This window comes from Saccharothrix variisporea (assembly GCF_003634995.1).
GTDB lineage: Bacteria > Actinomycetota > Actinomycetes > Mycobacteriales > Pseudonocardiaceae > Actinosynnema > Actinosynnema variisporeum.
This window is the reverse complement of the sequence record NZ_RBXR01000001.1, coordinates 7,693,322-7,705,941: the sequence shown is the minus strand read 5'-3', so window position 1 is coordinate 7,705,941 and position 12,620 is coordinate 7,693,322. Positions and strand designations below refer to the sequence as shown.

16 protein-coding genes are annotated in these 12,620 nt (G+C 73.1%); 8 read left to right on the top strand and 8 right to left on the bottom strand.

Features of this window, described 5'->3' with window-relative positions:
- Nucleotides 1–152: 152 nt before the first annotated feature.
- Both DFJ66_RS35260 and DFJ66_RS35255 read left to right on the top strand, forming a co-directional pair.
- Nucleotides 153–1,340, top strand: coding sequence for a cupin domain-containing protein (locus DFJ66_RS35260; protein ID WP_121227863.1), 1,188 nt, complete (start codon nt 153–155; stop codon nt 1,338–1,340).
- A 16-nt stretch (nt 1,341–1,356) separates the two neighbouring features.
- Nucleotides 1,357–2,367 carry a ferredoxin family protein gene (locus DFJ66_RS35255; protein ID WP_121227861.1) on the top strand — a complete coding sequence of 337 codons (1,011 nt, stop codon included), beginning with the start codon at nt 1,357–1,359 and terminating at the stop codon, nt 2,365–2,367.
- On the opposite strand, the gene DFJ66_RS35250 is transcribed toward DFJ66_RS35255, so the two are convergent.
- Nucleotides 2,348–3,079: an SAM-dependent methyltransferase gene (locus tag DFJ66_RS35250; protein WP_121227859.1), complete on the bottom strand. Its 732-nt coding sequence runs from the start codon at nt 3,077–3,079 to the stop codon at nt 2,348–2,350. The two genes, DFJ66_RS35255 and DFJ66_RS35250, sit on opposite strands and share 20 nt — an antisense overlap.
- A 762-nt stretch (nt 3,080–3,841) precedes the next feature.
- Nucleotides 3,842–5,185 carry a replication-associated recombination protein A gene (locus DFJ66_RS35245; RefSeq protein WP_121227857.1) on the bottom strand — a complete coding sequence of 448 codons (1,344 nt, stop codon included), beginning with the start codon at nt 5,183–5,185 and terminating at the stop codon, nt 3,842–3,844.
- Nucleotides 5,186–5,275: 90 nt separating this feature from the next.
- On the opposite strand from DFJ66_RS35245, the gene DFJ66_RS35240 reads away from it, so the two are divergent.
- Genes DFJ66_RS35240 through DFJ66_RS35225 form a run of 4 tightly spaced genes read left to right on the top strand, consistent with a single transcriptional unit; the run spans nt 5,276 to nt 7,126 of the window.
- The gene (locus DFJ66_RS35240) at nt 5,276–5,593 is read left to right on the top strand and encodes a DUF6507 family protein (RefSeq protein ID WP_246030031.1); all 318 of its coding nucleotides are present in this window, start codon (nt 5,276–5,278) and stop codon (nt 5,591–5,593) included.
- A 5-nt stretch (nt 5,594–5,598) separates the two neighbouring features.
- Nucleotides 5,599–6,597 (top strand): CHAP domain-containing protein, encoded by a 999-nt coding sequence (locus tag DFJ66_RS35235; protein WP_121227853.1) that lies wholly within the window; start codon nt 5,599–5,601, stop codon nt 6,595–6,597.
- Entirely contained in the window at nt 6,594–6,857 is a 264-nt protein-coding gene (locus tag DFJ66_RS35230) for a YbaB/EbfC family DNA-binding protein (protein ID WP_121227851.1), read from the top strand. The genes DFJ66_RS35235 and DFJ66_RS35230 overlap by 4 nt, the downstream gene beginning before the upstream one ends.
- A complete protein-coding gene (locus tag DFJ66_RS35225; protein ID WP_121227849.1) occupies nt 6,854–7,126 on the top strand; it encodes a hypothetical protein in 273 nt (90 codons plus the stop codon). The genes DFJ66_RS35230 and DFJ66_RS35225 overlap by 4 nt, the downstream gene beginning before the upstream one ends.
- Here DFJ66_RS35225 and DFJ66_RS35220 read toward each other — a convergent pair.
- Complete coding sequence (locus DFJ66_RS35220) at nt 7,093–7,851, bottom strand: ESX secretion-associated protein EspG (RefSeq protein WP_121227847.1); 759 nt, start codon at nt 7,849–7,851, stop codon at nt 7,093–7,095. The two genes, DFJ66_RS35225 and DFJ66_RS35220, sit on opposite strands and share 34 nt — an antisense overlap.
- Before the next feature lie 76 nt (nt 7,852–7,927).
- On the opposite strand from DFJ66_RS35220, the gene DFJ66_RS35215 reads away from it, so the two are divergent.
- Nucleotides 7,928–8,674, top strand: coding sequence for a helix-turn-helix transcriptional regulator (locus tag DFJ66_RS35215; RefSeq protein ID WP_170199854.1), 747 nt, complete (start codon nt 7,928–7,930; stop codon nt 8,672–8,674).
- Here the strand turns inward: DFJ66_RS35215 and DFJ66_RS35210 are convergent.
- Genes DFJ66_RS35210 through DFJ66_RS35190 form a run of 5 tightly spaced genes read right to left on the bottom strand, consistent with a single transcriptional unit; the run spans nt 8,601 to nt 11,841 of the window.
- Nucleotides 8,601–9,152 carry a hypothetical protein gene (locus DFJ66_RS35210; protein ID WP_246030030.1) on the bottom strand — a complete coding sequence of 184 codons (552 nt, stop codon included), beginning with the start codon at nt 9,150–9,152 and terminating at the stop codon, nt 8,601–8,603. The genes DFJ66_RS35215 and DFJ66_RS35210 overlap by 74 nt on opposite strands.
- A complete protein-coding gene (locus DFJ66_RS43680) occupies nt 9,149–9,937 on the bottom strand; it encodes a hypothetical protein (protein WP_211351416.1) in 789 nt (262 codons plus the stop codon). Before DFJ66_RS43680 ends, DFJ66_RS35210 begins: the two co-directional genes overlap by 4 nt.
- Nucleotides 9,930–10,196: a WXG100 family type VII secretion target gene (locus DFJ66_RS35200; protein ID WP_121227843.1), complete on the bottom strand. Its 267-nt coding sequence runs from the start codon at nt 10,194–10,196 to the stop codon at nt 9,930–9,932. The genes DFJ66_RS43680 and DFJ66_RS35200 overlap by 8 nt, the downstream gene beginning before the upstream one ends.
- Entirely contained in the window at nt 10,193–11,398 is a 1,206-nt protein-coding gene (locus DFJ66_RS35195; protein ID WP_121227840.1) for a PPE domain-containing protein, read from the bottom strand. The genes DFJ66_RS35200 and DFJ66_RS35195 overlap by 4 nt, the downstream gene beginning before the upstream one ends.
- Nucleotides 11,395–11,841, bottom strand: coding sequence for a hypothetical protein (locus DFJ66_RS35190; protein ID WP_121227838.1), 447 nt, complete (start codon nt 11,839–11,841; stop codon nt 11,395–11,397). Before DFJ66_RS35190 ends, DFJ66_RS35195 begins: the two co-directional genes overlap by 4 nt.
- A 104-nt stretch (nt 11,842–11,945) precedes the next feature.
- On the opposite strand from DFJ66_RS35190, the gene DFJ66_RS35185 reads away from it, so the two are divergent.
- Complete coding sequence (locus DFJ66_RS35185) at nt 11,946–12,557, top strand: uridine kinase family protein (protein WP_246030029.1); 612 nt, start codon at nt 11,946–11,948, stop codon at nt 12,555–12,557.
- Nucleotides 12,558–12,620 lie beyond the last annotated feature (63 nt).

Below are 12,620 nucleotides of genomic sequence, written 5' to 3'. Positions count from 1 at the left end.
TTCCGTCCGACCCCCCACACGAGGAGGAACCGGCATGGAGAACGACACCACCCAGGCCAGCGGTCTGCTGATCAGCGCCGAGCCGCTGACCAGCGCGGTCGACCGGAACAAGGCCAACGGCGCCCTCGACGACACCGACGGCAACGACTGAGTTGACCGTCCCGACCCTGGCTGACCTCGTCGCACCGATCGGGGTCAGCCAGTTTTTCGACGCGGTGCAGGGCCGGACCCACCAGCGGTTCCCCGGCCGTGCGGGGCGGTTCGCCGAGTTGCTGCCGTGGTCGGAGGTCAACCGGGTGCTGCGCCAGCACCGGCTGGAGTTCCCCCGGCTGCGGCTCGCGCAGGGCGGCGAGGTCGTCCCGACGCACTCCTACGCGGAGACCGTGGAGACCCGGCGCACGGGGCCGGTGTCCCGGCTGCTGCCCGCCGCGTTCGCCGAGAAGATGCGCGGCGGCGCGACGCTGGTGCTGGACTCCGTCCACGAGATGTTCGGCCCGGTCGGCGACCTGGCCGCCCAGCTCGAGCACGAGCTGCGGGAGCGGGTCCAGGTCAACCTCTACGCGGGGTGGGGCGTCACGCACGGCTTCGACGTGCACTGGGACGACCACGACGCGATCATCATCCAGATCTCCGGCCGCAAGCGGTGGCGCGTGCACGGGGTGACCCGGCCGGCGCCGCTCCAGCGGGACGTGGTGCTGCCGGACAAGCCCAGCGGCGAGCCGATCGACGACTTCATGCTGGAGGACGGCGACGTCCTGTACGTGCCGCGCGGGCACTGGCACGACGTGTCCGCGGTGGGCGAGGAGTCGCTGCACCTGACCATCGGGTTCAACCGGGCGACGGGCGTGGACCTGGTGGCGTGGCTGGCCGACCAGCTGCGCACCGAGGAGGTCTTCCGGACCGACCTGCCCCGGTTCGCCTCCCCCGAGGAGAAGGCGGAGCGGGCGCGCGAGTTGCGGGAACGCGTAGTCGCGTTCCTGGACGACGACGTGGTGGCGCGGTTCCTGGACGACCGGGACGCGCAGGCCCCGGCCATCTCGCACGTGGGCTTCCCGTGGACCGCGACCGCGGACCTCCTCCCGCCGGGTGACGAGTCCGAGGTGCGCTTGCTGACGCCTCGTGCTGTGCTTGAGCTGGGTCCGGAGACGGTGTCGCTGTCGGCCGCGGGCAAGCGGCTGGTGTTCGCGAAGGCCGCCGCGCCGGTGCTCCAGGTCCTGATCGGCGCCGCGCGGCACCCGATCAAGGAGCTCGTCGAGGCGGGCGCACCGCTCCTCGACCGGGTAACCGTCCGGGCACTGCTCGGTGAGTTGGTCACACAAGGGGTGCTCGCGCCGGAGTGATCCGTTACTCTTAGGTATGCCTAACATAAGTTCCGACGGGTTGCCGGGTTGCGCGGTTCTGACGCGCCAGCTCGGCGGGAACCCGGCCGGGACGGCGACGCTCATGACGTCGTGGCTGCTGATCGAGCAGCCCGGCCCGTGGCCCGCCGACGCGTTGGAGCAGACCCTGGCCTCGGTGTTCGGGCCGGGACGACTGGACGGACCCCGGGCCGCCGGACTGCGGCCCCTGCTGATCCGCCGTCCCGGCCGCCACCAGCGCGACCCCTCCGCCCCGCACACCGTGTACGTCGGCAGCGGCGTCCCCGGCAACCGGTGGCTGGAGAAGCTCGAGGTGGACGACCTCGCCGAACTGGCCGCCCTGGACGTCGCCGCCGTCGCCGCGGGCATCCCCGGCCACGGCGAGCGCGTGGACGGCCCCCTGTTTCTGGTGTGCACCCACGGCACGAAGGACATGTGCTGCGCGGTCCTGGGCCGGCCGCTGGCGGGCGTGCTGGGCGAGAACCACCCGGGCCGGGCGTGGGAGGTCAGCCACGTCGGCGGCGACCGGTGGGCGGGCAACCTGCTCGTCGTGCCCGACGGGTTCCTGCACGGTCAGCTCGACCCCGGCGAGGCCGCCCTGGTGGCCAAGTCCGCGCTGGTCGGGCAGGTCGTGGCGGAGCAGCTGCGGGGCCGGACGTCCGCGCCGAGCCCGTGGGCGCAGTACGCCGAGATCGCGGTGCGCAAGGCGTTCGGGCTGCGGGGCGTGGACTCGGTGCTCGCGGTGGACGAGCGGGTGCTGGAAGGCGAGACGCGCGTGGTGACCGTGCAGGGGTTGGACAACCTGTACGAGGTGACCGTCGAGCGCAACGGGCCGGTGGCGTCGGGCGCGAGCCGGTGCTCAGGCGTGATCGCTCCCCCGGCCTACACGACCAAGACGATCGAGACGCTGGTGCGGGCGGGCGAGCAGTGGTTCCGGATCGGGAGGACCGTCCCGCCCGGTATCCCCGGCCGGACGGGACGGGAGTCCCTTACCGGCGGGCGAGCGTGAGGTAGGCGAACCCCAGCGAGCCGCGGTAGCCCTTGAGCCACAGGTCGCGGTGCTCGTCCACGATCCTGCGCACCTCGGCCGCCTCGACGTGGTCGGGGTGCTCGGCCAGCCACCGCTCGCGGGCCAGGCACCAGCGGGACTCGAAGCCGTCCCACTCGTCCAGGCTCGCGGTGGTGAGGTTGAACAGGCGGAACCCGGCCTCCATCGCCGCGTCCACCAGCTCGTCCAGACTGCCCAGGGCATCCCCGGCGAACGCCTCCGCGATGTGTTCGAGCGGCGGGCGCTCCCAGAAGCCGTCCCCGAGCAGGAGCAGACCGCCGGGCCGGATGCGCTCGTGCAGGGCGGCGAGGGTCTGGAGGGTGCCGCCCCAGGCGTGCGAGGACCCCATCGAGACGGCCACGTCGGCGGTCGGGCCGTCCCAGGTGGTGACGTCGCCCAAGTGCAGTTCGACGCGCTCCGACAGTCCTCTGGCCCGCGCGTTCGCCCGTCCCCGCTCGATGGCGTGCTCGTCACCGTCCACGCCGACACCCCGCGCGGTCGGCTCGTGCTCGACGGCCCGCAGGAGCAGTTCGGCCCAACCGCAGCCGTAGTCCACGACCGTGCTGCCGCGCAGGTCGCCGAGACTGGCGATCAGGTCGTAGGACCGCGCGTCCGACAGTGGGGAGTTGAAGTCCAGGAAGGCGTGCCCGTTGGGCGGTGGAGCATCCGTCACGGCGCACACCGTGTCAGACGCAGGCCGTGATCGTCACCGGATTTTCCCGCCGGTGGCCCGGCAAGTCACCCCCACCTCCCCCGCACCCTGCGCGCAGCGCGCAGCGCGCTGTTGTGTGGTGGTCTCAACCACAGGTGGAGGGCCTCGGTTCCCCCGCCGTATGGCCTGCCCGAAGGGCTACCACATTTTCCAGGGGTTGCAGCCGAAAGTTTTGCGAGGAACGAGCAAAAGTTTTAGCGGCAACCCCTGGAAAATGTGGTTGGCTCCGCCAGGCCATACGGCGGGGGAACCGACGCCCTTCACCCCCCGCTGGCGGCCTGCCGCGCGGCGAGCGCCGCTTTTCATCTTTCGAGCGCGCAGCGCGTCCAAGAGCGCGAAGCGCGTTCGGCTTGAGAGCGAAGCGTTCCGGTTTAAAGAGCTTAAAAGCGAAAAGCGCCTCGCCGGCGGGCAGGCCACCAAAGATGACTCAACTGCAACGGCGGGGGCTTCTTGCTTTTGCCATCTCCGTATGGCCTGGCGGAGCCTACCACATTTTCCAGGGGTTGCCGCTAAAACTTTTGCTCGTTCCTCGCAAAACTTTCGGCTGCAACCCCTGGAAAATGTGGTAGCCCTTCGGGCAGGCCATACGGAGATGACAAAAGCAAGAAGCCCAAGTTGAGTTGTGTCCCCCCGGCGGACTGCCCACTCGGCAAGGCGGACTGCCGACTCGCCGGCTTCGCCGAAGGACCCGCGCTGCGCGAGGAAGGAGGGTGCGGGGCAGGGCTAGTCCTCGCCGCGTACGACCTTGCGGAGCTTGGGGAGGCGTTCGGCGATGTACCGTTCCGCGCCCCGCCCGGTGGGGACGTAGTAGTCGCGGCCCACCAGGTCGTCCGGCGGGTACTGCTGGGTCAGCACGCCCTCCGGGACGTCGTGCGGGTAGCGGTAGCCCTGGGCGTTGCCCAGCTTGGCCGCGCCGGCGTAGTGGCCGTCGCGCAGGTGGGGCGGGACTTGGCCGATCAGGCCCTTGCGGACGTCGGACATGGCCTCGCTGATCGCGACCGTGACCGCGTTGGACTTGGGCGCGGTGGCCAGGTGCACGGTGGCGTGGGCGAGGTTGAGGGCGCATTCGGGTAGGCCGATGAGTTGCACGGCTTGCGCGGCGGCCACGGCGGTTTGCAGGGCTGTGGGGTCGGCCATGCCGATGTCCTCGCTGGCGTGGATGACCAGGCGGCGGGCGATGAACCTCGGGTCCTCGCCTGCCTCGATCATGCGGGCCAGGTAGTGCAGGGCCGCGTCGACGTCCGAGCCCCGGATCGACTTGATGAACGCGCTGGTCACGTCGTAGTGCTGGTCGCCCTGGCGGTCGTAGCGGACCGCGGCCTTGTCGACCGTGGCCTCCAACGTGGCCAAGTCCAGGACGCCGTCGGTCACCGCGTCGGCCGCCGCTTCGAGGGCGGTGAGGGCGCGGCGGGCGTCGCCGCCGGCCAGGCGGACCAGGTGGTCCTCGGCGTCGGGGGCGATGGTGATGGTGCCGTTGAGGCCGCGTTCGTCCTGGGTGGCGCGGTGGATGAGCGTGCGGACGTCGTCGTCGGACAGCGGGCGCAGCTGGAGGACCAGGGAGCGGGACAGCAGGGGTGAGACGACCGAGAAGAACGGGTTCTCGGTGGTCGCCGCGACCAGCAGGACGATCCGGTCCTCGACGGCGCCGAGCAGGGCGTCCTGCTGGGTCTTGGAGAAGCGGTGGACCTCGTCGATGAACAACACGGTCGACTCGCCGGACCGCACCAGGCGGCGGCGAGCCTCGTCGATGACCGCCCGGACCTCCTTCACGCCCGCCGACAGGGCGCTCAGCGCGGCGAAGCGGCGGCCGGTGGCCTGGGAGACGAGCGTGGCCAGGGTGGTCTTGCCGGTGCCGGGCGGGCCGTAGAGCATCACGGACGCGGGTGACGAGCCCTCCACGAGCCGGCGCAGCGGCGCGCCGGGGCCCAGCAGGTGACCCTGGCCGACCACCTCGTCCAGCGTGCGGGGGCGCATGCGCACGGCGAGGGGCGCGTTGGCGGCGATGCGCTGCGCCTTCTCCTCGTCCGTGGCGCCGAACAAGCCCTCGTCGAACAGCCCTTCGTTCACATGTTCGACTGTAGCTCCCTCGTGCACAGCCGCTGTCCGAGCGTGCAACGGCGGTACCCGGTGGTGTCGGCCGCGGGCCAGGGTGGCGGTATGAGCACCAATGACGGGTTTTCGGTGGACCTCGACGTGTTGCGGGGATTCGCGCGGCGCACGCGGGGCACCGCCGACGACCTCACCGCCGCGGGTCGTCGGCACGTGCGCGAGGTGCGGGAGGTCGCCGAGGACAGCTTCGGGCGGATCGGCGAGGAGTCCGGTTTCGCCGACGCGCTCGACGGGTTCGGGGCGGCGCTGCGCCGGCAGGTCAAGGCCGTCGCCCACAACACCGACCGCCTCGCCGACTCCGCCGCCCGGGCCGCCCGCGCCTACCGGGACCACGACGACGACATCGCCCGCTCGCTGAAGGACTGACCACAGTGGACACTCACGCGCTGGCGAGGCACTTCGCCGACGGCATGATCGGGCACCGCAACGCGTTGGCGGGCAAGGCGGAGGACGCCGTCAAGGTCCAGTACGCCCTCAACCGGACCGCGGAAGCACTTGTTGAAGGCCACGAGAACCACAACAAGGCGTCCAGAGAAGTGCTGAACCACTGGAAGGGCGCTCAGTCGGAGGGGTTCGAGAAGCGCTCGGGCCGGATCGCGCGTCAACTGCGGGTCACCGCCGACGCCGCCCGTGACGCCGAAAAGGTCGTCGCCGGCGTCAGCGCCACCCTGACCACGCAGCACACCAGAGCGCGCCAAGCCGTCGAGGAGTACCTGGACCGGGCCGTGCGCATCCTGGACGCGGGTGTGGCGGTCGGAACGCGCGCGGCCCTGCTCAAGGCGGTCGCGGCGGCGGCCGATCTCGAACCGCGCTACACCAAGGACACCACGAGCGCAGTGAGGCAAGCCCGCGCCGAGCTGGAGGCCGCAGCCCGCAAGCTCAAGGCGTTGGAGCACGAGGTCGAGCACGACGGCGTCGCCGATCCCCGCACCAAGCCCTCCCACGCGCGGGCACGCGGCCGTGTGCGCACGATCCTGGCCAAGGCGCGCAAGGAACTCGGCACCCGCGAGAACCCGCCGGGCAGCAACCGCAACCCGTACGGCCCCACGGCGGCGTGGTGCTCGTCGTTCGCCACGGCGATGTGGCGCAAGGCGGGCGTGGACATCCCGCTGCTGCCGTTCACCGGGGACGTCTTCCGCTGGGGGCAGCGCCACGGCAAGGCGTACACGGACCTCAAGCACGTCTGCCCCGGTGACGTGCTCCTGTTCGGCACGGGACCGCAGAGCACCGCCACCAGCAAGCACATCGGCATCGTCGAGAAGGTCCACGGCGGCACGGTCACCCTCATCGAGGGCAACTCGGGCGACGCCGTGCGCCGCAACACCCACCGGCTCAGCTCGGCCACGTTCTACGGAGGGGTGCACCCGTGATCAGCGCACACGCCCACGACCCGGACCGGGGTGTCGCCGTCGAGGTCGGGCCCGGCGGCGTGCTGCTGGACCTGACCCTGGACGGCCGCGCGCTGCGGCCGGGCAGCGACCTGGCCCGCACGATCCTCAGCCTCGTGGACACCGCGACCGCGCGGGCCGACGCACGGGCCGCCCACGCCCTGGGTGACCTCGGCGAACTGGGTCTGGGCCGGTCCGGCGACGCCGAGGACACCACCCCGACCACGTGGAGGGTCCGATGAGCCTGGGCGCACGGCTGGACGACATCCGCGGCGAGGCGTCCGGCGACGGCGTGTCGGTGACCGTGGACCTGCACGGCAAGCTGGTCGGCCTGACCTTCGACCGGGACGCGTTCACCCTCCGGCCCGACGACCTCGCGGGGCTCGTGCGGCGGCTGGCGGAGGCGGCGACCGCGGACGCCCTGGCGCAGGGCATGGCCGTGGTGACCGAGGTCGTGCCGGCGTGGTGGTGGGACGATCAGCGGACCTCGTCCAGCAGCACGGCGAGGTGACGCACCAGCGCCGGGCCGTCCGCCGGGGCGATGCGCACCCACGGCTCGCCGGCCACGTCCTCCGCCGCCATCGCGTACCGGCCGGCGGTGGTGTCGGTCCAGCTCAGCACGGGTGTCCGGCCGCCGGGTCCGGTGGCGGCGAGCTGCCCGGCCGCGCCCCGGCCGGACTCCAGCAACGTGGTGAGCGCCCGGGTCGCGCGCCCGGTGACGCCGGCCTGGGCGAGGGCGCGTTCCAGCGCGGCGTAACCGCCGGTCGCGTAGGCGTCCACGGCGGCCGAGAACGCCGTGCGGGGCAGTCGGACCTGGTCACCGGGACCCGCCTGGGCGTTCCCGATGACCTTGGCGATGGCCGGGACCGGGTCGGTGATGGGTTCCAGCGCGACTTCGCGGTCGTTCAGCACCGCCAGCACGCCACGCGACCCGCGCACGGCCGCCAGCACCCGCCACGGCTGGGGGCGGAAGACCAGGGCGTCGACGGACAGGGTGCTGCCGGTGAGGTAGCCGAAGAGGTCTTCCAGCTCCGGTGCGACGTCGTCGCCGTCGGCCAGGCCCGCCTCGGTGAGCGTCCGGAACACCTGCGCGCCGAGCGCGTCCCGTTCGGCCAGGGTCTCGCCGTGCGACGGGACCTCCAGCGGGTACGGCGGGTCGCCCGCGCCCAGGTCCTCCCAGAGGAGGTCGAACTCGACGTGCGACAGGACGATCCCGGTCCCGGAACGGCGTGCCATGTCGCCCGAAGGTAGTGGGCCGGGCGGGCGCGGCGGGCGGGTTCCGCCGAACTGCTCCGGTCGTAGGCTGCCCGGCATGGACGTCGGCCACGGCTTGCTCACCGTCCGGGCGTCGGGCGCGGCGGCGGCCAGGGCCGCCCTCGGCGGTGCGCCACCGCAGGACGTCCAGCTGCTGATGGGCTGCGCGGTGCCGAAGGGCGTGCCGGAGAGCGGCGCGGCACTGCGGCTGCCGGACTCGTCGCTGCACGTCTCGCCCGCCGGCGCGGTCCTGCTCACCGTTGCCGCGGCCCGGCTGACCATCGGGTTCGGCGAGCTGAAACCCCTGATGTTCCAACCGGTCCCGGTCGAGCCGCCGCTGCGCGCGCTGGTGACCGGCGCGGTGGCGCACGTGCTGGCCGCTTCTCCCGCCTTGGACCCGCACGGCCTGGCGCACCACCTGGTCGGGCTCGCGGAGTTGGTGCTGCGCAGCGCGTTGAAGGCCGAGCTGGACCGCGTGGACGCCCTGGCCGCTCGCCGCCGGGAGGCCGTGGACTACATGCGCGAGCACCTGTCCGACCCGGGTCTGAGCGCGGACCGGGTGGCCGAGGCGTTGTTCATGTCACGGCGGCGGCTGTACCAGCTGTTCGACGACGGCCAGGGCGTGTCGGAACGCATCCGGGGCTTGCGCGTCGAGCGGGCGAAGGCGCTGCTGGGCGACCCGGCGAAGGCGGACCGGAGCGTCGCGGAGATCGCCCGGGACTGCGGTTTCGTCAGCGCCGCGCACTTCTCGCGGACGTTCCGCCAGGTCGTGGGCGTGACGCCGACTGCCTACCGATCCCGCTGAACTCGATGCCGGACACGAACCGCCCGGCCACCCCGGAGACGTCCAGCCAGCCCCGCCCGGTCGGCGAGTGCAGCGTGAACACGACCGCCACCCCGTCGGCCGTCACGACGACTTGGAGTTGAGCGCCCGTCCCGGACACCGGTATCCGCTCGATGATCACCACCGGGTGGCCGGTCGCGGTGACCCCTTCGGTGACCTCCCGGATCGACGGGCCGTGCAGCAGGTGCTCGGCCGGCACTCGATCCGCCGGCACCACCACCGCCACCAGCAGAGCGGGATCAGCGCCGGGGTGCTCGACCACCGCGACCAGCGCGGCCCCGTGCCGGTGCGCGAGATCGGCGGCCTGCACGGCGGACACCTCGAGCCCGGGGTCGAGCGTCCCCTTGATCCGCCGCAAGACGCTCAACAGGTCGGCAGCCGTCCGCTCGGGCGCACCCAACGCCACCGGGGTGACCCCCGGCACCACAGGAAGCCTCACCCGAGCCCCGCCCCGAACGCCGCCGCCCCACCACGCCCGATGCCCGCGCTTCCCGCGCCTTCACGCCCCGCACTGTCGGCCCCCGGTGGGACGATGGAACCGGGGGCCGGAGGCCGCGCCCCGAAGAGCACGGAGGCCATCTCTTCGGTCACGGCGGAGAATCCGACCAGTGCCTCCCCGCACCCGTCGCTCGCCTCTCCCGGGGCTGGCCCCACGGCTTCGGTGTCCCGCAGGCGTTCCGCGACCCGGCGGGCCGCCGCGTGGTGGTCGCGTTCGAGCAGCCGGGCCTCCGCGAGTACCTCCGCCAGCCGCCGGGCGAGGTCGTCGTGCCGTGCCACCGCCGCCGCGTGCAGCTCGCCGTGGGTCGGGGTGAAGGTGGCCAGGGCTCCGGTGTGGTCGACCTCGTCGGCGGCGTCGGCGAGTTCCCGTCGCAGTCGCACCGCCCGCGCGTCCAACTCCTCGGCCCGACGCCGGTTGCCCAGCACCTCCGTGGCCCACGCGTCGAGCACGTCCGCCGCCGCCCGCATCGCACGGCGCACCGCCGCCACCTCGGACACCACGGCCTCCCACCGCGCCGCGAACCCCTCCGCCGCCACGCCCGCCCAGCCCGCGGACGCCGCCGCATCCGCCGCGCCCGCAGACTCCGCGCCCGCAGACTCCGCGCCCGACCAGCCCGGGGGCACGGCGGGCACGTCCACGACCGCCGCGCACCGCTCGCTCACCGCGGCGACGGCCTCGGCGTCACCCGGTGTCGGGTCGAACCCCAACCCCCGGTAGTCAGCCACGGCCCCACTCGTCCGCCGCCCGGTACGCCTCCCCCGCCGCCCGCACCGACTCCGCCACCCCCGCCAAGTCCACCGCCCGCAACCGCGCGACCCACCCGACGACCAGCCCCTCGACCGCCTCGGTGACCCCCTGCGGCCCCAGGTCGCCCACCGGTCCGTCCACAGTGGACAACACGCGGTCCAGGTCGTCGGCCGCCTCGGACAGCCGGCTCGCGTACCAGGTCAGCTCGTCCGGATCGACCCGGAACCCCCCGCTCATTCGCCCAGCACCGGCGGGAACGCCGGCGGCAGGTCGTCCAGCAGGTCCAGGCCGTCGTCGTAGCGGTTGCGGTGCTCGCGGTCCTCCTCCCGGTTCGGCGGCGCCACCGGCGGGTACATGCCGAACCCGCCGGCCCCACCCGCGGCACCCACGACCCCGCCCCGAGCCATCGCGCCCGGAGCCACGCCCAGCACACCCGAGGACCCACCGGGACCCAGCGGACCGGAGCCACCAGCACGCCCCGAGCCGCCGCCGGCACCGAAGCCCGCACCCGCCCGCGCTCCGACGCCCGCACCGGGACCGAAGTTCGCCCCCGAGCCGTGCCCGCCACCCGCACCCGGACCGGACGCACCGCCCGGACCGGATCCCGAGTCCGCGACCGCCGCCACGGACGTCGTGTCGCGCGGACCGCCGGCGGGGGTGTGCGGTTCATCGGGATCGGTCGGGACGTGCTCACCGGGGGTGTACGGGTCGTCCCAGTCGGGGATGTTCGGCGTCCGGACAGGCGGGACCTGGTCCGCCTGCACCTGCGCACCGGCCGGCGCCGGCTCGTTGAAGGAGGGCAAACCGGTGTGCACCTCCCGGCTCGCCCGCTCGTAAGCCTCCATCACGTCCACCGCCCGCGCCTTCGCCGCCTGCTGCTCCTCCTTGCTCGGCCGGTGGTCGTCCAACAACTGCCGCAGGAAGTACGCACCCTCCGGCCCGTCGAGGGTCGACACGTCGTACCCCTCGCGGAACCACTTCTCGGCGTCCGGGTGCACGGGCTCGGGCATCCGCCGCGCCGCCTCCTCGACCGCCGACGTGTAGGCCGTCAACCCCGTGCCCACGCCGTAAGCGCGCCGCGACGCGTCGGCCGCCCACTCGGTGAGCCGGGACACCGACTCCGCCGCCACCACCGACGACGGCCCCTGCCACGACACCACCAGGCGCTGCACGAGTTCCCGCACGTCCCCGGTGGCGCGGTCGACCTCGCCCGCCAGGACCTGCCAGTCGTGCGCGCGACCACCCATCCGGCCGGTGTCGGCGGACTTGACCATGTCCCACAGCTCGCGGTGGGTGTAGACGGCCCAGTTGATCTGCCCGAACTTCTCGGGCAGCCGGTTGACCTCCTTGTCCCGCCGCACGCGCCGCGCTTGGCGCCGAGCCCGCGCGCTGGGCTTGTGGTCGTGGGACCAGTACCGGTGCTTGCGCTGCTCGGTCATCTCGGAGGCCTCATCGTGTCCGCGACGGCTTCGTCCTGTGCCTGGTGGGTGACGCCGACCTGGTGCAGGGCCGCGCGCAGCGCCCCCAGCTCGTCCAGGTACGACCGCAACGCCCCCTGCACCCCGCTCGGCCCGCCGCGCAGCCCGAACGCGGCGCGCATGTGCCGGGCGACCGGGCCGTGGCCGTCACCCAACGGGCCTTCCAGCCGCGTGGACTCCGCGAGCCGGGTGGCGATCTCGTCGTGCAACGCGTCCAGCCGGCGCAGCGCCTCGGCCAGTTCGGCCGGGTCCAGCTCGATCCGGTCGCCACCGGCGGCGACGACGTCGGCGAACCCCTCGCCGGTCGGGGCGGCGACGTCCGGTGGTCGCTCGTGCCGCGGTCGGTCGCGTTCGAGCTCCGAGAGCATCCGCCGCGCGTGCTCCTGGTCGCGCACCCTTTCCATGACCGACATCGTGGCGGGCCGTCGCGTTCAGTGCCAGAGCCGGTGCACAGCGGAGCACCATCCGTGCACAGGGGGACAAGCCGGGTGTGCGACCATTGCATTCCGTGCCGTCACTTGCCGTTCACCCGCGCGTCGTGCTGCTCGCCGGTCCGTCCGGTTCGGGGAAGTCCACCCTCGCCGCCCACCTGGGCTGGCCCGTGCTGCGCCTGGACGACTTCTACCGCGAGGGCGACGACCCGCTGCTGCCGCGTGACGCGGCCGGGCGGGCGGACTGGGACGCCGAGGAGTCGTGGAACACCGCGGAGGCGCTGGCGGCGGTGGTCGAACTGGCCACGACCGGGCGGGTGGAGGCCCCGGTGTACGAGATCGGCGAGGACCGGGTGGTCGGGCGCCGGGTCGTCGAGGCGGACGGTCCGTTCATCGCCGAAGGGCTGTTCGCGGACCGGCTGGTGTCCGGAGCCCGCGAAGCCGGGGTGCTGTTGGACGCGATCGTGTTGTCCCCCAACGCTTTCGTGACGTTCGTGCGGCGGTTCGCGCGGGACGTGGCCGAGGCGCGCAAGCCGGTGCCGCTGCTGCTGCGGCGGGGGTTGCGACTGCTTCGGGAACAGCCTTCGGTGGTCCGGCGGTGCGCGGTGGCCGGGATGCGGCGGCTGACGCCGCACCAGGCGCGCGAGCAGCTGGGTCAGGTGGCGCTTGAGCCCGTTGAGACGGCCTGACCCCGTTAAGACGTCCTGACTGAGCCGTAAGGCGGCTTTTCGTTCACATATAGCACCGACGCG

Coding starts and splice junctions, on each gene's coding strand:
- DFJ66_RS35255 (WP_121227861.1), top strand. CDS start 1,357: ATGCCTAACATAAGTTCCGACGGGTTGCCGGGTTGCGCGGTTCTGACG.
- DFJ66_RS35240 (WP_246030031.1), top strand. CDS start 5,276: ATGAGCACCAATGACGGGTTTTCGGTGGACCTCGACGTGTTGCGGGGA.
- DFJ66_RS35225 (WP_121227849.1), top strand. CDS start 6,854: ATGAGCCTGGGCGCACGGCTGGACGACATCCGCGGCGAGGCGTCCGGC.
- DFJ66_RS35220 (WP_121227847.1), bottom strand. CDS start 7,851: ATGGCACGCCGTTCCGGGACCGGGATCGTCCTGTCGCACGTCGAGTTC.
- DFJ66_RS35215 (WP_170199854.1), top strand. CDS start 7,928: ATGGACGTCGGCCACGGCTTGCTCACCGTCCGGGCGTCGGGCGCGGCG.
- DFJ66_RS35200 (WP_121227843.1), bottom strand. CDS start 10,196: ATGAGCGGGGGGTTCCGGGTCGATCCGGACGAGCTGACCTGGTACGCG.
- DFJ66_RS35195 (WP_121227840.1), bottom strand. CDS start 11,398: ATGACCGAGCAGCGCAAGCACCGGTACTGGTCCCACGACCACAAGCCC.
- DFJ66_RS35190 (WP_121227838.1), bottom strand. CDS start 11,841: ATGGAAAGGGTGCGCGACCAGGAGCACGCGCGGCGGATGCTCTCGGAG.